This is a genomic window from Pauljensenia sp. C0170B5, assembly GCF_056590195.1.
Genome location: NZ_JBWPVR010000006.1, coordinates 90,671 through 113,276 on the forward strand (window position 1 = coordinate 90,671; position 22,606 = coordinate 113,276).

Here is a 22,606-nt window from a genome sequence, read left to right on the forward strand (position 1 = left end):
CTTATTCAGCATAGTGTCGTCGTGGCGTGATCACCGGAGTGTGCGTGTGAGGGTGGTCAAATACGTCGATGGGGTGCTGGTACACGCGTGTCAGACGCTCAGACGTGAGTACGTCAGCGGGCGGCCCTGAGCAGTCCACTGTGCCGTCGTGCAGCAGGATCACTCGGTCCGCATATGCGGCTGCAGCATCCAATGCATGCAGCACAATGACAACACCGCAGCCCGTCTGCGCATAGTCGCGTGCCAGCCTGAGGACGAGTTCCTGATGTCGGATGTCCATCGCCGCCGTTGGCTCGTCGAGCAGCATGAGAGGACTGGCCTGCGCCATAATGCGGGCAAATGCTGCTCTGGCTCGTTCACCACCTGACAGTGAAGGGTAGGTGCGCTCGCGCAGCGCCTCGATATCAACTTTCCTCAGAACCGCGCTAACTGTTGCCTCGTCCTCGTTTTCCTTGGAGGTGCCGGCCCACGATGCCCGCCCCATGCGCACAACGTCCACGACAGTAAAGGGGAACGCGATGTCGATACGTTGCAGGAGCACTGAGCGTCGCTGTGCCAGTTCCACCGCGTTCCATTCCCTGATGGGGCGTTGCGCGACGCGAATTGTCCCTGACTGTGGAGCGCGATCTCCGCTCAGCACAGACAGCAGGGTTGATTTTCCCGCTCCGTTGGGACCGACGAGGGCGACCACCTCGCCGGGGAATACGCGCACACTGACGTGATCGAGGATGGTGTGCTCATCGATTGTCACCGTGACGTCCTGCGCGTCGATGAGCGGTGTGTGGGGATCTGGCTGATCGGGCAGGTCAGAGTCGCGTGAAAGCAGGGATCGCCAGGTTCTCATGCCCAGCCTCCTGATCGCGAACGTGAGCGCCTGAGCAGGTAGAAAAAGAAGGGCCCTCCGACCAGTGACGTGAGCATGCCGATCGGCAGGTCGGCGTAGGCGATGAGTGTGCGGGCACAAAAGTCCGCGCTGACCATCAGGAGTGCGCCGCCCAGCGCGCTTGCGGGCAGCAGGAGCCCATGAGAGGGGCCGATAAGCATGCGGATGAAGTGCGGCACGACCAGCCCGACGAAGGCGATGATGCCGTTGAATGCGACGGCGCACGAAACCAGCAGTGCTACCAGTGTCATCGCGATCATGCGCAGACGCTCGACGTTGACACCGACATGCCGGGCCGCCCGCTCCCCCAGTGAAAGAATGTCGAGCTGACGAGACAAAGCGAATGCGATGAGCGTGCCGATCACGCACAGGGGTGCGACGAGGGTGACTTGCTGCCAGCACGCACCGGCGATGGACCCCATCTGCCAGAACACGATCTGTTCACGGGCGGATGTGGGCGCGCGAAAAACGATGAATGAGATGATCGCTCCGGCGACCGCGTTGACGGCGACGCCCATCAAAATCAACGTCACGACTTCGGTGCGTCCTTCGTGTCGAGACATGACATAGACGATGAATGTGGTGATCAGCCCGCCGACGAATGCCAGCGTCGGTGTGGTGAGAGGCCCCAGGAATGTCCATCCGGCGATGACCGACAGTGCGGCACCAACCGCTGCTCCAGAGGAGACACCCACTGTTCCAGGCTCGGCCAACGGGTTGCCAAATATGCCCTGCATCAACGCGCCAGCGACCGCCAGCGAGATTCCCACCAGGATGCTCATCGCGATGCGAGGGAAGCGCACGTTCCACAGGGCTTCATCACCGAATGGGTGGGTGGGTGCAGGAAACCACGGCAAGCCGATTTTATGAGTAACGGATCCGAGGACTTGGTCGAAGGGAATGACGAGTTGGCCGAGCGCCGCAGACACGAGCACCGTGATGACCAGTAGAGCGGTCATCACGGTGAAGACGATGAGGGTGCGGGGTCGGGCAGTTGTCACTGACGCGCACCGCTTTGTCCGCCGTGACCGCGCCCTGTTCCAGCGCCGCCGTGTTGCCCTGTGCGCGCCGCCATCTCATCGAGGCGTTTTTGAACAATGGCTGGCTTATGGTCAGGAAGGTACGCGCGCTCCGGATCATACAGTGCCTGCCCTAACGCCACGATCACATCAGCCGTTCGCGGCCCCCACGTCATGACCTCGTAGTCAGACATGTCGATGATGCGGCGATTCTGCCCGGCAGGTGTCTGTGCAATGCCGGGCAATTTCAACATCGCATCTAGCCCGCCAACCGACGCAATGGACAGTGTCATCGTCACGATCACGTCTGGAGCCGCCTGCACCAGCGCTTCAGCATTGGTAGGTTGGGATCCTTCGAACCCCACTTCCGTTGCCACGTCGGTCGCTCCCAATGCTTCAATCAGCGCGTCGGCTCCTGAATTCTGGCCGAACCAGTCGTAGATTTTGGGACCGCGCATATACAGGAATGCGGCGCGTGGCCGTGCCGACGAATCAGTAGGAGCAATGGAAGCAACTGCCTGGCGTGCGTTCGCAATTTCCTGGTCGGTGCGCGTAGCCAGCTGAGCACCCAGCTCGTGGACACCCAGAGCATCGGCCACCGCTTTGATTTGAGTACCGACAGCGTCAAGGCCGCCCTCGTGCACGTCAGGTATGAACACGACGGGGATGCCCGTGTCGCGTAGCTGCTCGTGGACCTGTCGCGGTCCGATATTGTCGTCGGTAATGATGACCGAGGGGTGCAGCGCCAGGATGGATTCGGCGTTGAGTTCGTGCCCGTTTCGCGTGACTTGTGGCAGATTGTCGAGGCCGGGGATCGCCGTGGCCGTGTCCCTGCCGACCAGCTGGCATCCAAATCCGAGCGCGTACACGATGGACGCGAGTCCGCCGTTATTGTTCAGGGCAAGAATGCGCGTGGTGTCCGTAACCGTCTGGCGCGCACCGTCATCACTGGTCACGGTGGCAGGCAATGTCTGTGAGCTGGTTGGATCGTCGGAAATTGGGATGATCTGGTCGCTTCGCGTGTACGCGGTTGTTGGCCCCTTGAGCTGTAGCGGGTCGGGCAGATTGGCCTGAACTGATTCCGACAAGTCAAAGTCGCGGGCTTGGGTGGAGGCTGGCGGCATGTCGCATGCGCTGGCATCGGATTCGGGTACTGTCGCAATGTTGGCGCACCCGGTGACCGTCATGACGAGGGCACACGTGAGTGTGCTCAGGCATGCAGCTGGTGTCCACGAAGCCGCTTTCACTGTTGAAACTCCATCTGTCGCAGTCGGTTTGACCAGTTGGTAAACCTCGTGCTTATATGACGCTGTTTCACATAAAAACGGCTTACCCACGTAAGAGTACGATGTTCCTACGTGGTCGGCAAATTAACACCGCCGATGGACTATCACACCTGTTTCAGCAGATCCTGTACGTCCAGTTGAACGGGTCGTCTGCACGTCCCATCTGAATGTCGGTGAGCTGGTGGTAGATCTTTTCCGTCACCGGGCCAACAGGGATCGTCACGTCGAAATCATCATTGGCCAGGCGGCCGATGGGTGTGACGACAGCGGCAGTTCCACATGCGAAGACCTCGCTGACGGCGCCCGACTGAATGCCGCTGACCAGGTCGTCCAGGGCGATCGGCTTTTCTTCAACATCCACGCCCTGTGAGCGCAGGAGCTGGCAGATCGCGGAGCGCGTGCCGCCTTCCAGAATGACGCCAGTCAGTTCAGGTGTGCACACTCGTCCGTCGCTCATCACGACGAACATGTTCATGCCGCCGAGTTCTTCCAGATAGCGTTCCTCGTAACTGTCGAGGAAGCAGACTTGCGAAAAGCCCTTTTCCCCTGCGAGTTGCTGCGGGAGCAGTGAAGCAGCGTAGTTGCCGCCTGCTTTGGCGCTTCCTGTTCCGCCCGGGCCTGCGCGGTGGAAACCTCGGGAGACCCAAATCGACACTGGTTGGAATCCGCCCACGAAATACGGGCCCGAGGGGGATCCAATCACGTAGTAGTCAATGCGCGAAGCCGAGTGGACGCCTAAGAACGCCTCAGATGCGAACATGAAGGGTCTCAAATACAGGCTGGACCCTTCCACGTCAGGCACCCATTTTTCGTCGGCGCGAACATAGTCTACGAGCGAGCCCACGAAGTCTTCGCGGTCCATCTGTGGAAGTGCAAGACGGTGAGCGGAATGGTTGATGCGCGCAGCGTTGTATCCGGGGCGGAATGTCCACACGGAGCCGTCCTCATGGCGGTACGCCTTGAGTCCTTCGAAGACGGACTGGCTGTAGTGGAACACGGCAGCAGCCGGCGACACGGTCAGATCCCGGAATGGAATGATTTCGCGGTCATGCCATCCCTGCTGCGGTGTCCACGCCATGTGTGCCATGTGGTCAGTGAAGCGGTGACCGAAGGTGAGGTCCTTCATGATGCCGTCGTAAGTTGCCTGATCAGCGGGCGACGTGTTCTTTTCGAGCGGGAAGCGCCCAGCAATACGGTCGGCGTCCGGAAGCGGCTGGCTACCTGCTTGTTCCAATTGCGTGGGCTGATGCTCAATAGTCATCGTTACTCCTCATCGTCACTGACTTTCGCATTCGCTACCTGCAGCCTATCCCTCTGCACCGCAGAACAATATGACAGTCCATATGTCGACCTGTTTCGCACGAGCGGACGTCTCGGGCGCGCAATGCGCAGCTGCGCATGGTCGAGCCACTGCACGTGGTCGGCGTGAACGCGCGCACTCTGGCTGCGCGAGGGCTACGCTCACCTCAGTCCCACGGCAACTGGCACACCTCCTAGTCGCGTGCCAGTTGCGCTGCGATATCGCTGCCAATCTGTTCTGTTGAACGCACCAGCTGCTCACCGCTTGCCTGCGCGTCAGCGCGACGCTGCATGTCGCGTTCGATGGCATCGTGGACTGCGCCTGCTTCCTCGCGATATCCCAAGTGTTCCAACAGCATTCCGACCGATGCGATCGCAGCTGTCGGGTCTGCCTTTCCTGTCCCGGCGATGTCGGGGCCAGATCCGTGGACCGGTTCGAACATGGAGGGGTGAGTACCCTCGGGATTGATATTGCCCGACGCTGCCAAGCCGATTCCACCGGTTACCGCGCCGGCAAGGTCGGTCAGGATATCTCCGAAGAGATTGTCGGTGACGATGACATCGAATCGGCCCGGGTCGTTCACCATGTAGATCGTGGCGGCATCGATGTGGGCATAGTCGACAGTGACGTTCGGGTAGTGTGCGCCGATTTCTTCCACCGTGCGCTGCCACAGTCCCCCGGCATTGACGAGGACGTTGTGCTTGTGCACCAGCGTCAGGTGGTGCGCTGGACGGACGGCCGCCTGTTCGAAGGCGTATTTCACTACGCGTTGCACGCCAAAGGCGGTGTTCACGGACACCTCGGTGGCAATTTCCTGGTCGGTGCCGGTACGTATGGCGCCACCATTTCCGCAGTACAGGCCTTCTGTCCCCTCGCGCACGACAGTGAAATCAACGGTGCCGGGATCGGCCAGGGGGGTTGCAACTCCTGGGTAGTACAGCGAGGGACGCAAGTTGACGTAGTGATCCAGGCTGAAGCGCAGCTTCAACAGTAAACCGCGTTCCAGCACGCCTGAGGGCACTGACGGGTCGCCCACTGCGCCCAAAACGATCGCATCGGAATCATCGATCCGGGCAAGGTCCTCGTCGGTGAGAATCTCACCAGTGGAGTGGTAGCGATGGGCGCCCAGGTCAAAGTCGGTGGTGTCAATGTGTGTACCTGAGCCAGCAAGTGCGGCCTCCAGTGCGCGCAGTGCTTCCGGCACAACTTCGCGCCCGATGCCATCTCCGGGAATTACAGCTAATTTCAACCGTGTCATGGCTTCATTGTGTCGCTTCCATCTGCGCTCACGGCTCCTCGTCCACCATGCGAATGAGCGGCCCACATGGCGGACACTGTGCTCCGCACATGGTGGTCATGAAGGCCTACGCATAGACCGGGGGTGGCACCTGTTCGGTGCCACCCCCGGCTCACGGTCATCAACTGAAAGATCAGCGAGCTGCTGAGCCGTCCGTGTAGTCCTCGTCAACGGACGCCCATCCGAACTTGCGGCGCAGTTCCTGACCGGTCTTTTCAATCGGGTGGCTTTCTTCCTCGGCACGCAGTGCCTTGAACTCCTGGCCGCCCGCTTCCTGGTCAGCAATGAATCGGTGCGCGAAGGAGTCGTTTTGAATGTCCGCCAACACCTCTTTCATCGCTTCTTTGACCTGCGGGCCGATCACTCGCGGACCGGACACGTAGTCACCGTACTCAGCTGTGTCAGAGCACGACCAACGCTGCTTGGTGATGCCGCCCTCGTTAATGAGGTCGACGATCAGCTTCATCTCATGGCACACCTCGAAGTAGGCGATTTCAGGCTGGTAGCCGGCCTCAACGAGGGTTTCGAAGCCGGCCTGGATCAGGTGCGAGACGCCACCGCACAGCACGCTCTGCTCACCGAACAGGTCGGTTTCGGTTTCTTCGGTGAAGGTCGTCTTGATGACGCCGGCGCGGGTGGCACCCAGGCCCTTGGCGTATGCCAGAGTCAGATCCCATGCGTTGCCCGACGCGTCGTTTTCCACTGCGACAACAGCTGGAACGCCCTTGCCGTCAACGAACTGGCGGCGAACAGTGTGGCCAGGGCCCTTGGGCGCAACCATACACACGTCATGGTTCTTGCCCGGGTCGATGTAGCCGAAGCGGATGTTGAAGCCGTGTGCGAAGAACAGTGCCGCATCTTCCTTCAGGTTCGGCTCGATCTGCTCTGCGTAAACGGTGCGCTGGACCTGGTCGGGGACCAGAATCATGACGACGTCCGCTTCCTTGACAGCTTCGGGAACGTCCTCTACTTTCAGGCCTGCCTTTTCGGCCTTGTCCCACGAGGATGAGCCAGGGCGAAGTCCCACCACCACGTCAACGCCGGAATCTTTCAGGTTCAGGGCGTGAGCATGTCCTTGAGAGCCGTATCCGATGATGGCGACCTTCCTGGACTGGATCAGCGACAAATCTGCTCCGTCGTCATAGATGATTTCAGCCATTGTTCTAAATCTCCTTGAGTTGATCTGTGATTGAGCGTTGACCGCGGCCAATGGCGACAGCGCCTGATTGAACGATTTCTGTGATGCCAAATGGCTCAAGTGCGCGCACGAGGGCGTCGAGCTTCTGACCAGATCCAATGGATTCGATCACCACCGATTCCGGCTGGACGTCAACAACGTGAGCACGGAACAAATCGACCACTTCGAGCACGGGGGTGCGGTGTGCACCATGCGTGCGCACCTTAATCAGCATGAGTCGGCGCTCCACGCTGGAATCTGGCTCAAGTTCAACGACTTTGATGACGTTGATCAGCTTGTTGAGCTGCTTGGTGATCTGTTCAAACGGCAGACCATCGGCTTCAACGATGATCGTCATGCGGGAAATCTTCGGGTGTTCGGTTTCCCCCACTGCCAGGGATTGAATGTTGAATGCGCGGCGGGCAAAAAGTGCTGCCACTCGGGTGAGGACGCCCGGCTTGTTTTCCACCAGCACTGACAAGGTTCGCAAGTGTCCCATCGGTCAGTCCTCCGTTTCCCAGTTCGGGGCCATGTCCTTGGCGTACATGATGTCGTCGTTTGAAACTCCGGCTGCGACCATCGGCCACACCATCGAATCTCGCGACACCCTGAAGTCCAGTAAGACAGGTCGATCATTGATTGACATTGCCCAGTCGATCGCTTCGTCCACCTCGTCCTCGGTTCGCACGGTCCGTGCTTCGAGGCCGTAGGCTTTCGCCAGTGCCACGAAGTTCGGAACCTGGTCACCCTCGTCGGGGTTGAGGTCGGTATTCGAATAGCGTTTCGAATAGAACAGCGACTGCCACTGCCGCACCATGCCCAGCACCGAGTTGTTGATCAGGGCAATCTTGATCGGGATCCGGTTCACCACGCAGGTGGCGAGCTCCTGGTTGGTCATCTGGAATGATCCGTCGCCGTCAATTGCCCACACCACCGTGTCGGGTTGTCCGACCTGCGCTCCCATTGCGGCTGGAATGCAGTAGCCCATTGTTCCCAGTCCGCTGGAGGAAATGAAGTGGTGAGGCTTGTCGAGTGTGAGGAACTGCGCCGCCCACATCTGGTGTTGCCCCACGCCGGTAGTGAAGATGGCATCAGGTGCGTGAGCTGACAGGCGCGAGATCACGCCCTGCGGGGCAAGGCGCCCGTCTTCCGGTTCAGTCCACCCCATCGGGTAAGTGTCGCGCAGCCTGTTGAGGTAGCGCCACCACCCGCCCAGGTCGGCAGGTTTACTGGCGTCCTGTACAGCCTTGACGGCAGCCGTCAGGCGAGGCAGGGTCGCTGCCAGATCGCCCACGATGGGAATGTCTGCCACTCGGTTCTTGGAGATCTCCGCAGCATCGATGTCTACGTGGATCACACGTGCGCGACGCGCGAAGGAGTCGAGGTTTCCTGTCACGCGGTCATCGAACCGTGCACCCAGAGAAACAACGAGGTCGGCACGCTGCAAGGCTCCCACCGCTGCGACCGTTCCGTGCATTCCCGGCATTCCCAGGCAGTGCTGATCCGAGTCGGGGAATGCGCCGCGCGCGGTCAGTGTGGTCACCACTGGCGCGTTGGTCGCTTCCACCAGTTCTGCCAGCGCCTCGGAACTGCGGGAGCGGATCACGCCACCGCCGACGTACAGAACTGGAGCTTGAGCTGTCGCAATGGCAGCCGCTGCTGCGCGCACCTGCTTCTTGTGCGGCTTAGCGGCAGGCCTGTAGCCCGGCAGGTCGAATGCCGGTGGCCACGAAAATTTCATCTGTGCGTTTTGGGCAGATTTTGTCACGTCGACGAGGACGGGGCCTGGCCGCCCGGTCGATGCGATGTGGAATGCTTCAGCGATCAGCGAGGGGATTTCCTGCGCGTCCGTCACCAGGAATGAGTGCTTGGTGAGCGGCATGGATGCGCCCACGATGTCTGCTTCCTGGAATGCGTCAGTGCCGATCATGGAGGCACCGACCTGGCCTGTAATGACGACGATCGGAACAGAGTCCATATTGGCATCAGCCAGTGCAGTCAATGTGTTGGTTGCTGCCGGCCCGGACGTCACGATCGCAACGCCCACTTTTCCAGTCGCCAGGGCGTACCCCTCGGCGGCGTGTCCTGCTCCTTGTTCGTGTCGAACCAGAATGTGACGCATGGATGAATCCATGAGCGGGTCGTAGGTCGGCAAGATCGCGCCACCTGGCATACCGAAAATGTCGGTCACGCCCAGTGCTTCCAGGCTCGCGACGATGGCCTGCGCCCCGGTCATTGTCTGTGTTGGAGTATCGCCCATGTTCATGGTGTCCTCTCAATGGTTTGTGTGGTGGTACAAAAAAATCCCCTTCGCTCCAAGCGTGGGGATTAGGCGTGCGTTCCACCTGACATTTACGCAGCAGGATACGCACGCCGACCTACGAGGAGGATGACGTCCGTCACTGCGATAATGTTCTGCACGTCTCATACGTTACGGCTCCGTCGGGCCGCGAGTCCCGGAATCTCATATTGTGAGAACCCGGCGTCATTAGCCAGATTGTCTGCGCTTCACAGGCAGCCCTCCGCACCCTTTCTTCGCGCCTTTTCGGCACGCATCCGGCATCGGTGCAGTATCAAACCTGCAGCACGCCCTCGTCATCCCCACACCACGCCAGCAGGCCCCATGCGAGCCGGGCCAGAAAGCCAGTCGCGTCGCATTCGCCAAATGTGACGACAATTGGGACGATAGACTGTCGCACCCTGAGAAATACCTGAGATAATGCCAGAGCATGTAGACCTTTGGAACTTAATGGGAGTGTGCCTGTGGCCTCTGTATTCTCATTTTTGGCTGAACAGCCCGTGCTGTTCCTGTTCATCCTGATCGGCATCGGGATGGCGTTTGGCCGCGTCAAAGTTCGTGGAATCGGACTGGGTGCCGCCGCGGTGTTGTTCTTCGCGATCATCCTGGCTGCGTGGGCGGAAACATACGGTGTTGAGCTGCGCGTCACCCGTGAACTCGGCACGCTTGGCCTGGCCCTGTTCGCCTTTGCTATCGGTATTACTTCCGGCGCATCCTTCTTCCACAATCTGCGCAAGGCCATCGGACCAATCCTTATCATGGTCGTGCTGTACATCGTGGCCGCTTCGGTCGGCCTGCTGGTCGGACGCGGATTCGGCATGAGCACCGCGATGATCACGGGCACATTTGCCGGTGCTACGACGAACACGCCCGCTCTGGCTGCCGCCGGAGAAGCGTCCGGCGACCCAGGTGCTGCCACTGTTGGCTACTCCATTTCCTACATTTTTGGTGTCATCGGCATGCTCGGTGCTGCGGCTGCTGCCCTGTCATACGGCAAGCACGACAAAGATGCGCCCAGCCCGCTGGCTAACCGCACCATCCGCGTCGAGCGCGAAGACCATCCCTTCATTGGTGACATCTACGAAAAGCTCGGCAGCCGCGTGACGTTCTCGCGTCTGCGCCGCGGTGAGGCTGGCCCGATCACGCGCCCATCCATGTCGGACACACTCGATCCTGGTGACCTGCTGACAGTTGTTGGCCCACGTGAACTTGTGGCGCGTGTTGCCACCGAGCTTGGGCACTCCTCCTCGCACTCACTGTTGCAGGACCGCTCCTACCTGGACTTCCGCCGCATGACAGTGTCTGACCCGAAGGTCGCTGGGCGAACAGTGGGAGACCTTGATTTCGCCACTCGTTTTTCCGCCACGATTTCTCGTGTACGTCGCGGTGACGTGGATATGGTCGCAGAACCAGGACTGGTGCTCCAGCAAGGTGACCGCGTGCGTGTGGTTGCTCCGACCTCCAAGATGAAGAAGATTACCGAGTTCTTCGGTGACTCGGCACGCGGCCTGTCTGACGTGAACCCGGTCGCTCTGGGCATCGGCATGGCGCTGGGCATTTTGCTGGGCGAGCTGAAGTTCTTCACCCCCACCGGTGAGTATTTCTCGATCGGTTCCGCTGCCGGCACGCTGATCATAGGCCTGATCTTTGGCAAGATCGGCCGCGTCGGCCCGATCGTCACCGCGATCCCCTACACCGCATGCCAGGTGCTCTCGGAGTTCGGTTTGCTGGTCTTCCTCGCTCAGGCCGGAGCCGTCGCAGGCGGTCAGATCATCGAAGCGTTCACATCAGGCGCATGGTGGAAGATCTTCCTGCTCGGCGTCATTATCACGTTGATCATGGCGATCGGCATGTACTGTACGATGCGCTGGATCTTCAAGATGGGCGGCACGCGCCTGGCCGGTGTACTTGCAGGTTCGCAGACCCAGCCTGCGGTATTGGCATTTGCGAATGGCCGCACGAACATGGATCCTCGTGTGGCGCTCGGCTACGCACTGGTCTACCCGGTCGCCATGATCGGCAAGATCATGGTGGCGCAGGTCTTCGGCGCCATGTAGCTGCTCGGTTTCACGCCTGCTCTACGCAGCTAATCAGCAATTGGCGGGTCGTCCTCGTTCCTCCTTTATGGACGAGGGCGACCCGCTTTTTGTGCGAGCTGGCTACTGATCTTTGTCGATACCCCTGCGGGTCTTGTCCGAATGGAGCGACTGACGTTTGCGCCGCTCATCAATCAGATTCAATGCGGCAGCAATAAACAGGACCAGCATCCCGATCCCCAAAGCAGGCCCAGGAACTGCGCCGCGTGTCACAAGCGCATAAATCACCCCGCCACCCAACAGCACAGTGGCAATAACATACAAAGCATCACTGGTCACCTTCACAGTCATTGTGAATCACCGACCCATTCTTGCAATAGTCATGTTTCATGCATTCCTGCGTAAAGCCGTTCTTCCACCCTTCATAGGCCACCACGCCAACCGGGCCGAGCGCAACTGCACCTGCGTAAATCCCCCAGCCAATAGAGCCTTTCCATTGGCTCCAGGTAATCTGCCCCGAAGCTGCTCGAGATACACCATCATCGCGAGCAACCGTATAGCCAAGAGTAAGTGCCGCAACAACAGCACCCACAACCGCAGGCACATTATTCCACACCAGCTAATAATGAGGGTATTAGAGTGCTGCCGGCTCAACAAGGTTCGGCGACAAACTGCCGCGCACAGCAGCTGTCTGACGGAAAAGGTATGCGGCGCGAACTATGGGCTTGAGTGAAGGGCGTGCCAAGGCCAGCACGTCAGATGCAATCACGTCAGATGCAGTCAACCGGTCAAGGTAAGAGAGCTGAAAAACTGGCCGGCACGCTTCGGCAACAGCGACTTTTCCGCACTATTCCGCGGTTCTCACATGGTGAGATCGCGCGGTGACGGCGTGCTACCTTGACCGGTTGATCTTCGCAACGTCGGCTACCTTGACCGGCTGATTAATACCTTGAACAGTTGACCGTCACTGTGGCGAGGTGCCCAGCAGCGCACTGACAGACCTTGACCCCTTGACAGTACCCGCATGACGTTGATGCGCAGCGATTCCTGCGCGCCCTCTCGCGGGGTGCCGCACGCCGTGCCGGCGCTGCAGCGGTATACCACCGGCTACCGCCCGTCGGCTCCTTCAGGGAAAGGATCGACCTCATCGCCCAGGCTGTCACCCAGCTCATCAACGTCACCCTCGTCGATTGCCCCAGCCAGGCCGAGCGAAGGCACAGACACTGGACGCTCCATCAGCCAGTTGCGGTCAGTGAGCATGCGCGCAACCGCCAGACCCACGCCGATTGAAATAACCGTGAAGAACACGGAGAAAAGTGCGGCAGACGCGTCATTGATGTTCCCGTTGTTCAGGTAGGCCAGCGAACGGTACAACGGCACACCCGGGATCATGATGACAACGGCGGGCACCGACAGACTCACGCGTGAGTAACGATGGCTCGAACGCGCCACCAGCGACGCCAGCAGACCCGCGCACAGTGCCGCAATCCCCACAGCAGCCTGAACGGGCACATGCAACTCATCCACCATCGCCAGACGACCCGTGTTGATCATTGCACCGATCAGCGCAGCGTAGGCACTGACCTTGGGCGGCGTATTAAACAACATAGCGAACCCGTAAGACGCGATATACGAGGTCAGGAACCGCAGCAGGTACAGCACCCACGGCATTAGGTGATAGTCATACTGAGGGGTGACCGACCAGTGGAAAATCAACGACACGCTCCACACGGCCACACCCGCCGACACCATCAGCATCGTGACATAGACCAGACGCGGAATCCCCGCCTGGAAATCGTGACGCACCAGGTCAATGATGCCGGTGACCAACGGGAATCCTGGCACCAGGAAGAGCACTGCTGAAATGAAGCCGGCCTGGTGGGTTGGTTCGACGTTCATGAAGTGCTGCGCGGCTGCCACCAGTGAAATGTAGATCGTGGAGGCCAATGCACCGCACGCCATCCACACGCCGAAGTGATTCATGCGACGGTGAAGCATCTGGCGGCGCAGATACTGACCGAAGAAGGCCGCGATGGCAACAACGGAGCACTCCACCCAGCCGCCGTGATTGAGAAATGAGAACGCCGCGCATGCGATACCCGATGCCAACGCGTTCGGCAGCGTCGAATACAACGGCGGCACGTGCTCGATCTCATCAAGTGTGGAGTCGACTTCCTCGATGCTGATCGATCCGGGCCCGCCCAGGCCATTGACGAAACTCGCAAGCCGGTCGATGCGGTCAGCGTTGACACCCATCGCGCGCTGCTCGGCAAGCTCGGTGCGGAAGGTGCCCGACGCGTACGCCGTGGAGATAATCTCGGTGTATGTCACCTGCGCGTGGTGCTGCTCAATGCCGACTGCCTGCGCCAGACGAGCCATGCCGTGTTTGACGCGAAATGCACTCGCACCGCTGGACAACAGCATCTGTCCCAGACGCAACACGATACGCGACGCGTGAGCAAGGCGATCGTGAGCCACCATACGGTGCAGCGTCAGTGAGGTGCGTTCACGCTCGGTGTGAGCGTACCGGTTGTGGTCTGTGCCCGTGACTGCATCCTCACGCGCCGCAGCAGTGCGTTCAGGAGCGCCTCGCCCGGCATCGCCCCGCCTGGTATCGCCGCCACCAGGCTCATTGTGGCCTGGCCTGCCGTGACGGGAACCGTCGCGACCGGGTTCGTCGTGCCTGGGATCGTCGTGCGCGGCTGTGCTCGACGAGGGCAACTCGTTGGACGCAGGTGCCGAAAAGTTCGACGCCGAGCTGGCAGTCGAATCATCTGAGGCAGAGTTTTTCACAGTAATAAATGGTGCCACCATCGACACCTCCTTGCCTAGGACAGGTGACCCGCTTCCCATCTCACACGGTGAATATCACAACGCACAGGTCTTCATCTCGCATTAACGTGTGACTAGTGTGGGCTGCATATATAGTGACCGCCCGCCCACACACCGATTAAACAGTCGCGATGCGTCCGCAGTGACACACAGCGCACTGACCGCATCTGGGATAGGAGCTTTTGTGAAACGTTCACGAGTCATCGCCGCGTTGGCCACCCTCGTCATGGGAATGACTGCGTGTGCGGGCCCGGATGCTTTCAACTCGAGCCAGTCCGGTCAAAGCGCCGGCGGCCAGGCGAACGCAGCGGCCACCATTGACATTGGCTCCCTGTACGAGCCGACGAACCTATCAAACTCAGGTAGCGGTGGGCAGGGCGCGACCGAAGCGCTGACAGGCAACGTGTATGAAACACTGTTCCGCCTGACTGATTCGGGTGACGTGGAACCTTGGCTGGCCACTGAAGACGTCGTCTCCGAAGATGGACTGACCCATACGCTCACCATTCGTGAGGGCGTGACGTTCTCCTCGGGAAAGGAGATGACCGTCAACGACGTTGTCGCCTCCATCAAGCACCTACTGTCTGACGAATCGCAGTCCGCGCGCAAGAAGGAAGTATCCGTTATCTCTGACGTGCAGGCACCTGACAGCACGACCGTCGTCCTGACGCTGTCAGAGCCTTCCGTTTCACTGGACTATGACCTGTCCGGCATGTGGGTTGTTCCCGAAGGGCTCGACACCACGACGCAAACTGACGGCACCGGACCCTACACGGTGGAGGGATGGACGAAAGGTTCGACCCTCACGCTGAAGGTTCGCGAGGACTACTGGGGTGACAAGCCTGCCAATGCCGGTGCCATCTTCCACTACTTCACCGATGCGACGTCCATGACGAACGCTCTGCAGGCCGGTGACATCGACATTGTGACGAATGTGCAGTCACCGGATGCGATCCCCACTTTCGATTCGAACGCGAACTTCACCGTCTCTGACGGCATGTCCACGACGAAGGAACTGCTCGCTTTCAATGACCGAGTCAAGCCGTTCGATGATGCGCGCGTGCGCAAAGCTGTCTACTCAGCCATTGACCGCGACAAGCTCCTGGAGTCCGTGTGGGCGGACAAGGGACAGGTCATCGGCTCGATGGTGCCGCCTTCGGACCCGTGGTATGAGGACCTGACTGGCCTGAACCCTTACGATCCGGAGTTGTCGCGCTCACTGCTGGCCGAAGCTGGACTGGCTGGCGGCTTCTCCTTCACGCTGGACACTCCGACCTACGATCCGCATCCACTGGTCGCTGAGTTCGTCAAGAGCGAGCTGGCCAAGATCGGTGTAACCGTGACGATCAATCCGATCACCGCTGACGAATGGTATTCCAAGGTCTTCACAAACAAGGATTACGAAGCCACGTTGCAGGAGCACGTCAACACTCGCGACGTCGTGTGGTACGCCAACCCGGATTTCTACTGGGGCTACGACAATCCTGAAGTGTCCGACCTTGTCGAGCGTTCTCAGCACGCGCATTCCACCGATGAACAAGCCGACCTGCTGCGCCAGGCCAACAGGATCATTGCCGAGGAAGCCGCAAGCGCCTGGCTCTACCTGTACCCTCAAGTTGTGATCGCACGGTCTCATCTGAACGGATACGGGGTCAACGGGCTGAACTCGCAGTTCTTCGTGGCGGGGATTAGCGAGTCCGAGTGATCCGGTACCTGGTTCGTCGCAGCGCATTGCTGGTTGCCACTGGGGTGGCGGGCCTCATTGCAATATTTGTGCTGCTCAGGCTCCTGCCCGGCGACCCAGCCAATGCGCTTTTGACATCGACCGCAACGCCGGAACAGATTGAGGCGGCGCGCCGTCAGGTCGGATCTGACCAGCCGGTTGTGACCCAGTTCGTCCGCTGGATTTCTGACCTGGCGCATGGCGACCTGGGCACGTCGTTTACATCAGGAACGTCGGTGGGCGCTGAGATTGCCTCACGCCTGTCGGTGACCATTCCTCTGACTCTGATCGCCTTCACATTCGCCCTGCTCGTTGCTATTCCTCTGGGATACGTGGCGGCTCGATGGCGCAACGGGCCTGCCGGCCTGATCGTGTCGATCTTTTCGCAGATCGGCATCGCTGTTCCTGTTTTCTGGATCGCCATGATGGCGGTGATCGTTTTTGCCGTCAGGTTGCGTCTGGTGCCCGCGAGCGGTTTTCCACCCCAGGGATGGGGTACCCCGTTCCTCGCGTGGACGGCACTCGTCCTGCCGGTCAGCACCATCGCTTTCGTCTCCAGCGCGTCGATGACGCGCTACACCCGCTCAGCCGCCCTCGATGTCATTGACTCAGGCTACATGGCGTGCGCGCGGGCGCTGGGCCAGTCGCGCACGCGCGCAATGATCCGTCACGGTTTGCGCAACGCATCGATCCCGGTGATCTCGGTAGCCAGCATCGAGCTTGCGACCACCTTCATCGGTGCAGTCGTTGTTGAGCAGGTTTTCGCTCTGCCCGGCCTGGGCTCCATGCTGACCCGAGCGATCGCTCAGCATGATTTCCCCTCTATTCAAGGGGTCCTGCTTGTCTCCACCGCCCTCGTGCTGGTCATCGGGTTCCTTGCTGACGTGCTTCAACGTATCGTTGATCCGCGTCTGCGCACTTCCCTGACAGGAGGTCGCGCGTAAATGACTCCCGCACCCTCCCCTTCGCCATCCGCTCCGCGCCGCCGGGCCAGTCGAACCGGCAGAGCCGGCCTGATCATCGGCGTCGTTCTTCTCTCCGCGGTCGCCCTGGCCGCCCTCGTCTCACTGTTCTGGCTGCCCTACCCTGTCGATGACACGTCGGGCGGCCGACTGGAAGGCGCATCGTGGCAGCACTGGCTCGGCACCGATCGCCTGGGCCATGACATCGCTACACGCGTACTGATCGGTGCGCGTATCGCGCTGACGGTCGGCACCGGCGCAGCGCTCATCGCATCCATCATCGGCATCAGCTTCGGACTCCTTGCAGCACTTTCGCGCGGCTGGTTCGACGATGTGGCCTCCTCGATCCTGGACGTCCTCATCGCCTTTCCGACACTGCTGCTCGCCATGCTGATGGTCGCAGTTGGAGGCGCATCACTGCTGACCGTCACGGTGGCGATTGGCCTGTCGGCATCTGCCGTGATAGCGCGGCTGACGCGCATCCTCACATCACGTGTGCTGCGCGAGCAGTACGTGGTTGCCGCACGCACGTCCGGAGTGGGGACCCTTGGCATTGTCTGGCGCCATGTTCTACCCAATATCTGGCCCTTCCTGATCGTCAACGTGGCTGTGCTGTTCGGTTCAGCGGTTCTGGCTGAAGCAGGATTGTCCTACCTAGGGCTGGGCACTCCCCCGCCGAACGCGTCGTGGGGGCGTCTGCTGCTGGATGCTCAGGCCACGTTCACCACACAGCCTCTGGGCGCAATCGCACCAGGCGTCGCCATCGTCGTCCTCGTGATCGGCGCAAATCTACTGTCGGACGGCCTGCGCGCCGCGGTCGATCCTACCCAGCAGGAGGCCTCATGACCGCGCCACTGCTCCAGGCCAATGATCTGACCGTGCGCATCGGCGGCAGCACGATTCTGGACTCGCTCAATCTGACCATGAATCGCGGCGAGCACGTGGGCATGATCGGTGCGTCCGGGTCGGGTAAATCAATGTTCGCCAAAACTGTGATGGGGCTTCTACCCTCGTCAGCTCAGGTGAGCGGATCTTTACGGGTGAGCGACCTCAATGTGACCGGTGCATCCGAAAAAGACCTGCGCAGCTTCCGTGGAGCCACGGCGGCAATGGTTTTCCAGGATCCCCTGTCTGCCCTCGATCCGCTCATGCGTATCGGTAAGCAATTGGAGTGGCCGCTGGCCCACCATCAGCATGTACGAGGGCGACGCGCCATGCGCGCTGCAATCAATGAAGCGCTGAGCGGAGTGCAGCTACCTGATCCTGAACGCGTTGCCCACGCATTTGCGCATGAACTGTCCGGAGGCCAGCGCCAACGCGTGGCGATTGCGCTGGCGCTGGCCTGTCAGCCAGACCTCCTGATCGCAGATGAGCCCACCACGGCGCTGGACGTAACAGTGCAGGCGCATATTCTGGATGTCCTCACCCAGGCCACGCGCCAGCACGACACTGCGTTACTTTTCATCTCTCATGACCTTCCGGTGGTCGCACAGATGGCTGATCGCATCGTCGTCATCGAGGAGGGACGGATCAGCGACGACGTGTCAACCTCGAACCTCGTGGCCGCAGACGCAACGGATCTGAGCGATGGCACACGCCGCATTGTGGAGGCGGCGCGCCACCTCGACACGATGATGGACACTATCAAGTCCCGCGACGATCGGAGGGACAACGATGAGTGATTCTGCTTTGATTTTTGACGACGTCACCTTCCACTACCCGTCAACAGATGCCGGCATTGACCACTTCAGCGTGCACCTCGAGCCGGGTGCACGCGTCGCCCTCGTCGGTGAATCCGGAAGCGGGAAAACCACAGCTGCGCGGCTGGGCCTGGGATTGTTGCCCGCGCAGTCGGGGTCTGTCACCTTTGCCGGGATGCCGGTGCGCTCGCGTTCGCGCAGTATCATGCGCAATTTCCGTTCACACGTTCAGGCGGTGTTCCAGGATCCGTATTCTTCACTCAACCCGCGTATGCGTGTCGGGGCGATCGTTGCCGAGCCGCTGCACGCGCTGAAGGTGGCGTCGGGCGCACGGGCGCGGGAGATGGTGCACGAGGCATTGCGGCTGGTCGGTGTCGATCCGCAGCGCGCTGACGAGTATCCTCGAACTTTTTCAGGTGGGCAGCGTCAACGCATCGCCATTGCCCGGGCCCTGGTGTCTGAGCCGAGCGTCATCATCGCTGATGAACCTGTTTCGGCACTGGATATGGCGACGCGCGCCTCCGTCATGGAGATGATCGATTCGATCACCCGTGAGCGCGGCATGTCGCTTCTGCTGGTTTCTCACGATCTGGCGACCGTGGCCTCAGCGTGCGACACTATCGTCGTGCTCAAGGATGGGCACGTCGAAGATCGCGGCCCGACTCGTCGTGTATTGTCAGCTCCCGAGGGCGACTATGCGCGCGCACTGATTGCTGCAATTCCTCGACTGCCAAGCGGCACCGACTGACTCACCGGAAATACCGTCCGGCTCGAAGGACGCGCCGGCTGAATAGTAGGTAGCACCGCCAAGGGCCGACACTCCTCTCATTGAGGTGGAGGCATCGCCTAGGTGGATGTGATAGCCACCAGCAAGGAGGTGCGGCACATGCTAGTAGCGTGTTGTATTGCCTGCTCAGTCCTGCTGGGAGCGTCTTTGCAACGCATTTCCGGCATGGGGCTGGGCCTGGTTGCTGGCCCGGTGTTGTCGCTGCTGATGGGCGGTGTGGACGGCATCGTCATGATGAATATTCTGGCTGTCATCAATGCGAGCATCATCGCGCTGACCGTGTGGCGCGACATCGACTGGAAACGGTGGGTGCTGCTCGGGCCAATCATGGTGGTCGGCTCAATTCCTGGGGCTTTGCTGGTGCGTAGTGTTTCACCTGCCTGGGTGCAGGTTATTGTTGGCGCACTCATCACCGTGTCACTGATCGCATCTGTGGTTCGAGGGGCGAAGCTACGGCGGGTTGATTTCGCTGACAACCAAGTGGTTGAGTGGTTCTGTGCAGCTTCATACCTCGTGGTGGCTCATCGCAGTAGCTATTGGCGCGATGCTCGTGGGGATCGCTGCGGGAGTGCTTATTGCTCCTCGAGTCAGCAAGTCTCATTCCCGTGCGCTGGCACTGGTCCTGGCAGTTGTGGGCGCTGCAACTGTCCTGATCAAAGGTATTATCTCGGTGTCAACCGGCGCATAATCAGCTCTTTCACGAACATGACAACTGGGCGCTCACTACCGTCCGTCACAGGGTTGTAGTGCAACCCCGTAAGTAGATGTCAGTGCGGCACCACGGTCGGTCTTGTGACGCTCGACAGCAAGGCCATCGACCTTCCGGCAGATGTTCACGCGCCTGTAACGTTGCGTTAGCTTTCATGGCCCTTCCTGCCATTTTGACCACTTAGCGTGAGGGCTGTATGTGTTTCGCTTTCATAGTGCTTAGGAGTCTGAACACGACTACACAGCGCGCCCGGATTGTCGGGCTGACTGCGCTTTGTTCAATTGCGGCATTGTCCGTGGTGTCAACTCAGCAACTGGCTTTTGCTGACGCCACCGAGGAAGGTCCTTTCTATTCCTCGAAGCAGCCGTACATCGCACCCAGCGAAAGTGACATCGCAGGATATTCACAGCCTCCAGCAGGTTTCGACATTGAACATACTCAGCTCGTCGCTCGCCATGGTTCGCGAGGATTGTCCTCCTATAAGTACGATGCTCTGTTAATGCTGATGGCTCAGACGGCTCAGAAAGAAAATGGTTTCGTGTCACCGGAGGTGGGCGAGGCCTTCATGAAGAACCTCGAGTCGATCACAGCGGCCAACGTGGCCAACGGCTACGGAATGCTCACCGGTCAGGGCGCTACGCAGCACCGCGGAATTGGTGAACGCACCTACAAACGCAACTCTGCTCTCTTCGAGCGCGCCATTGCCGAGGGTGACGCGATCCGCTTTGAGTCCTCAGGTGAGGCTCGCGCCACCGAATCCGGCGAAAGCTTCCTCACAGGGTTTGAAGCCGCCTCGCACAACAGTGTGACGCCGATCGTGGAATCCCTCGAAGCGCATCCTGAAACACTTTACTTCCACAAGCTGGAGAACCCTGATGGCTCAGTGAAGCAGGAGGGGACGCCGGCTTACGAAGTAGCCTCTCGTTACGAAGCATTCATTGGGGAGCAGACCAGTGACGGTGGAGTGATCGCCGGAGCGATCGATTACATCGAGTCGCTGCCTCAGTCGCAGGAATCGGCACGCCGGGTTCTCTCGCAGATCTTCACGCCCGAGTTTATTGACTCGATCGGAGATGATGCGCATACATGGTTCAACACTGCCGATGGCTCGAAGGACGGCGACAAGAACTGCGCACCGAACGCTGATGAAAGCACTGACGCTGATGCGTGCGGCTCCGCCAAAAAGAAGATCACCAGCGCTGTTGATGCGGCGATGGATCTGTACAACCTGTACATCATCGGTGCTGATATGCAGGAGGAAAACACCGGGGAGCACGCATTCGATTTCGAGCAGTATTTCGCAAACTACCAGGACGACGCCAAGTGGTTCTCCTATCTGCTCGACGCTGAGGACTTTTACGAAAAAGGTCCGGGCGTGACGGGAACTGACGGGTCATACGCGCCTGCGCAACCGTTGCTCGATGATTTCTTCGCCCAGATCGATGAGCGCACCGCAGGTGGATCCCACGTTGCAACGTTCCGCTTTGCTCACGCAGAAACGATTGCTCCTTTCTCCGCCCTGCTTCGTTTGCCTGGTTCAACCCAGCAGGCACCTGCTGTCTCACAGCCTGTCAGCATCGACGACGTCTTTAACTACGCCACCAACGAATGGCGCGGATCCACCGTCATGCCGATGGCGGCAAACGTCCAGTGGGACACGGCCTGTCAGGCCGGCACCGATCCTGCAACGGGTAGGTCGTGGACCCCGATTGTCCGCATGCTTGTCAACGAGGTGGAAACACCGTTTAATTCCTCGTGTACTGCGGTTGCCGAAGGATCATCCTGGTACAAGGTCTCCGAGCTGCGCCATTGTCTTCTTGGACAAGCTCAAACGGAATCTCCACTGCTGACGAAGTCCTCGCCTGTTGGACCATCTGGCAAGCCAGAGGTTGATCCAGCTCAGACTACTGGTGATGAGGAGGGTCGGGGTCAAGGTGTGGTCTTGGAGCGTCCCTCACACCTCGCGACAACGGGCTCGGACTCTGGTCTTGTGATTGCGGGCCTGGCGGCAATCTTAATGGGAACAGTTTTGGTGACGCGCCGCAGGTAGGCCCTCACCTGGCAATTGAAGACGCCTCCCGTCTATGGGAGCCTCCCCCCGTGCGTGGGGGTAGGCTTCTTCGGTGCTGAAAGCCAATCCGACAGATGCATCTCGCTCGTGAGGCTCGGGCAGTGCCTGCTATCCGCGCTGGCGCGCGTCCGGGCAGCGTGTGCGCGTAAAAAAAGGGGGGTGGGGTACTGGCCTGTCTCCAGGCCTGTACCCCACCCCCAACTCACGGTTGATTGCGGCAGTGTCTTACTCTCCCACGACCCCCCGGTCGCAGTACCATCAGCGCAAAGGCGGCTTAGCTTCCGGGTTCGGAAAGGAGCCGGGCGTTTCCCGCCTGCCATGAGCCACCGCAAAAAATGTCACCCACCCACAACGTGTGGGTTGAGTGTGTACCGCACAGTGATTGCAAGCACCACACCCCAAACATAGGGTGCACGTGTTTTCTCGCTTCGCCCCACACACTAGTGTGGAGTGTTGGTTTAGAATCGGCCCATTAGTACCAGTCGGCTCACAACACCTCACAATGCTTCCACCTCTGGCCTATCA

18 protein-coding genes, 1 rRNA gene and 1 pseudogene are annotated in these 22,606 nt (G+C 59.9%); 8 read left to right on the forward strand and 12 right to left on the reverse strand.

Annotation, left to right across the window (positions count from 1 at the left end; all coding sequences use genetic code 11):
* Position 1: 1 nt before the first annotated feature.
* The 8 genes from AC1EJZ_RS08320 to AC1EJZ_RS08355 form a co-directional block, all read right to left on the reverse strand.
* Positions 2-844: a heme ABC transporter ATP-binding protein gene (locus tag AC1EJZ_RS08320; RefSeq protein ID WP_480289014.1), complete on the reverse strand. Its 843-nt coding sequence runs from the start codon at positions 842-844 to the stop codon at positions 2-4.
* A complete protein-coding gene (locus AC1EJZ_RS08325) occupies positions 841-1,884 on the reverse strand; it encodes a FecCD family ABC transporter permease (protein ID WP_227469049.1) in 1,044 nt (347 codons plus the stop codon). The genes AC1EJZ_RS08320 and AC1EJZ_RS08325 overlap by 4 nt, the downstream gene beginning before the upstream one ends.
* Positions 1,881-3,149 (reverse strand): heme/hemin ABC transporter substrate-binding protein, encoded by a 1,269-nt coding sequence (locus tag AC1EJZ_RS08330; RefSeq protein WP_074026143.1) that lies wholly within the window; start codon positions 3,147-3,149, stop codon positions 1,881-1,883. Before AC1EJZ_RS08330 ends, AC1EJZ_RS08325 begins: the two co-directional genes overlap by 4 nt.
* A 154-nt stretch (positions 3,150-3,303) precedes the next feature.
* Positions 3,304-4,449: a branched-chain amino acid aminotransferase gene (locus tag AC1EJZ_RS08335; RefSeq protein WP_058236258.1), complete on the reverse strand. Its 1,146-nt coding sequence runs from the start codon at positions 4,447-4,449 to the stop codon at positions 3,304-3,306.
* 232 nt (positions 4,450-4,681) lie between these two features.
* Positions 4,682-5,746, reverse strand: coding sequence for a 3-isopropylmalate dehydrogenase (locus AC1EJZ_RS08340; protein ID WP_058236257.1), 1,065 nt, complete (start codon positions 5,744-5,746; stop codon positions 4,682-4,684).
* Positions 5,747-5,918: 172 nt separating this feature from the next.
* Positions 5,919-6,944 carry a ketol-acid reductoisomerase gene (gene ilvC, locus AC1EJZ_RS08345; protein WP_058236256.1) on the reverse strand — a complete coding sequence of 342 codons (1,026 nt, stop codon included), beginning with the start codon at positions 6,942-6,944 and terminating at the stop codon, positions 5,919-5,921.
* A 4-nt stretch (positions 6,945-6,948) separates the two neighbouring features.
* Positions 6,949-7,461 (reverse strand): acetolactate synthase small subunit, encoded by a 513-nt coding sequence (gene ilvN / locus AC1EJZ_RS08350; protein WP_058236255.1) that lies wholly within the window; start codon positions 7,459-7,461, stop codon positions 6,949-6,951.
* 3 nt (positions 7,462-7,464) lie between these two features.
* Positions 7,465-9,222, reverse strand: coding sequence for an acetolactate synthase large subunit (locus AC1EJZ_RS08355; protein WP_058236827.1), 1,758 nt, complete (start codon positions 9,220-9,222; stop codon positions 7,465-7,467).
* 503 nt (positions 9,223-9,725) lie between these two features.
* Here AC1EJZ_RS08355 and AC1EJZ_RS08360 point away from each other — a divergent pair.
* Complete coding sequence (locus tag AC1EJZ_RS08360) at positions 9,726-11,318, forward strand: aspartate:alanine exchanger family transporter (protein ID WP_480289010.1); 1,593 nt, start codon at positions 9,726-9,728, stop codon at positions 11,316-11,318.
* A gap of 102 nt (positions 11,319-11,420) precedes the next feature.
* On the opposite strand, the gene AC1EJZ_RS08365 is transcribed toward AC1EJZ_RS08360, so the two are convergent.
* The 3 genes and pseudogenes from AC1EJZ_RS08365 to AC1EJZ_RS08375 form a co-directional block, all read right to left on the reverse strand.
* Entirely contained in the window at positions 11,421-11,636 is a 216-nt protein-coding gene (locus AC1EJZ_RS08365; RefSeq protein WP_480289009.1) for a hypothetical protein, read from the reverse strand.
* Positions 11,626-11,913, reverse strand: coding sequence for a hypothetical protein (locus tag AC1EJZ_RS08370; RefSeq protein ID WP_480289008.1), 288 nt, complete (start codon positions 11,911-11,913; stop codon positions 11,626-11,628). Before AC1EJZ_RS08370 ends, AC1EJZ_RS08365 begins: the two co-directional genes overlap by 11 nt.
* A gap of 590 nt (positions 11,914-12,503) precedes the next feature.
* Positions 12,504-13,778: pseudogene (locus AC1EJZ_RS08375) on the reverse strand (threonine/serine exporter family protein); the annotation flags it as partial.
* A 535-nt stretch (positions 13,779-14,313) separates the two neighbouring features.
* Between AC1EJZ_RS08375 and AC1EJZ_RS08380 the strand changes: the two are divergent.
* The 7 genes from AC1EJZ_RS08380 to AC1EJZ_RS08410 all read left to right on the forward strand — a co-directional run bounded on the left by AC1EJZ_RS08380 (position 14,314) and on the right by AC1EJZ_RS08410 (position 22,060).
* Positions 14,314-15,834, forward strand: coding sequence for an ABC transporter substrate-binding protein (locus AC1EJZ_RS08380; protein WP_480294543.1), 1,521 nt, complete (start codon positions 14,314-14,316; stop codon positions 15,832-15,834).
* Positions 15,831-16,796, forward strand: a complete 966-nt coding sequence (locus AC1EJZ_RS08385; protein WP_480294545.1) for an ABC transporter permease — start codon at positions 15,831-15,833, stop codon at positions 16,794-16,796. The genes AC1EJZ_RS08380 and AC1EJZ_RS08385 overlap by 4 nt, the downstream gene beginning before the upstream one ends.
* Complete coding sequence (locus AC1EJZ_RS08390; protein ID WP_092648332.1) at positions 16,797-17,660, forward strand: ABC transporter permease; 864 nt, start codon at positions 16,797-16,799, stop codon at positions 17,658-17,660. It begins immediately after the preceding gene.
* Positions 17,657-18,496, forward strand: a complete 840-nt coding sequence (locus AC1EJZ_RS08395) for an ABC transporter ATP-binding protein (protein WP_480294548.1) — start codon at positions 17,657-17,659, stop codon at positions 18,494-18,496. The genes AC1EJZ_RS08390 and AC1EJZ_RS08395 overlap by 4 nt, the downstream gene beginning before the upstream one ends.
* A complete protein-coding gene (locus tag AC1EJZ_RS08400) occupies positions 18,489-19,262 on the forward strand; it encodes an ABC transporter ATP-binding protein (RefSeq protein ID WP_058236249.1) in 774 nt (257 codons plus the stop codon). The genes AC1EJZ_RS08395 and AC1EJZ_RS08400 overlap by 8 nt, the downstream gene beginning before the upstream one ends.
* A gap of 138 nt (positions 19,263-19,400) precedes the next feature.
* Positions 19,401-20,048, forward strand: a complete 648-nt coding sequence (locus AC1EJZ_RS08405; RefSeq protein WP_285014331.1) for a sulfite exporter TauE/SafE family protein — start codon at positions 19,401-19,403, stop codon at positions 20,046-20,048.
* Positions 20,049-20,308: 260 nt separating this feature from the next.
* Complete coding sequence (locus AC1EJZ_RS08410) at positions 20,309-22,060, forward strand: histidine-type phosphatase (RefSeq protein ID WP_480294551.1); 1,752 nt, start codon at positions 20,309-20,311, stop codon at positions 22,058-22,060.
* 233 nt (positions 22,061-22,293) lie between these two features.
* Here AC1EJZ_RS08410 and rrf read toward each other — a convergent pair.
* Positions 22,294-22,412: ribosomal RNA gene (rrf, locus tag AC1EJZ_RS08415) — 5S ribosomal RNA — on the reverse strand.
* Positions 22,413-22,606: the final 194 nt, after the last annotated feature.

Coding starts and splice junctions, on each gene's coding strand:
- AC1EJZ_RS08320 (WP_480289014.1), bottom strand. CDS start 844: ATGAGAACCTGGCGATCCCTGCTTTCACGCGACTCTGACCTGCCCGAT.
- AC1EJZ_RS08335 (WP_058236258.1), bottom strand. CDS start 4,449: ATGACTATTGAGCATCAGCCCACGCAATTGGAACAAGCAGGTAGCCAG.
- AC1EJZ_RS08340 (WP_058236257.1), bottom strand. CDS start 5,746: ATGACACGGTTGAAATTAGCTGTAATTCCCGGAGATGGCATCGGGCGC.
- ilvC (WP_058236256.1), bottom strand. CDS start 6,944: ATGGCTGAAATCATCTATGACGACGGAGCAGATTTGTCGCTGATCCAG.
- ilvN (WP_058236255.1), bottom strand. CDS start 7,461: ATGGGACACTTGCGAACCTTGTCAGTGCTGGTGGAAAACAAGCCGGGC.
- AC1EJZ_RS08355 (WP_058236827.1), bottom strand. CDS start 9,222: ATGGGCGATACTCCAACACAGACAATGACCGGGGCGCAGGCCATCGTC.
- AC1EJZ_RS08390 (WP_092648332.1), top strand. CDS start 16,797: ATGACTCCCGCACCCTCCCCTTCGCCATCCGCTCCGCGCCGCCGGGCC.
- AC1EJZ_RS08395 (WP_480294548.1), top strand. CDS start 17,657: ATGACCGCGCCACTGCTCCAGGCCAATGATCTGACCGTGCGCATCGGC.
- AC1EJZ_RS08400 (WP_058236249.1), top strand. CDS start 18,489: ATGAGTGATTCTGCTTTGATTTTTGACGACGTCACCTTCCACTACCCG.
- AC1EJZ_RS08405 (WP_285014331.1), top strand. CDS start 19,401: ATGCTAGTAGCGTGTTGTATTGCCTGCTCAGTCCTGCTGGGAGCGTCT.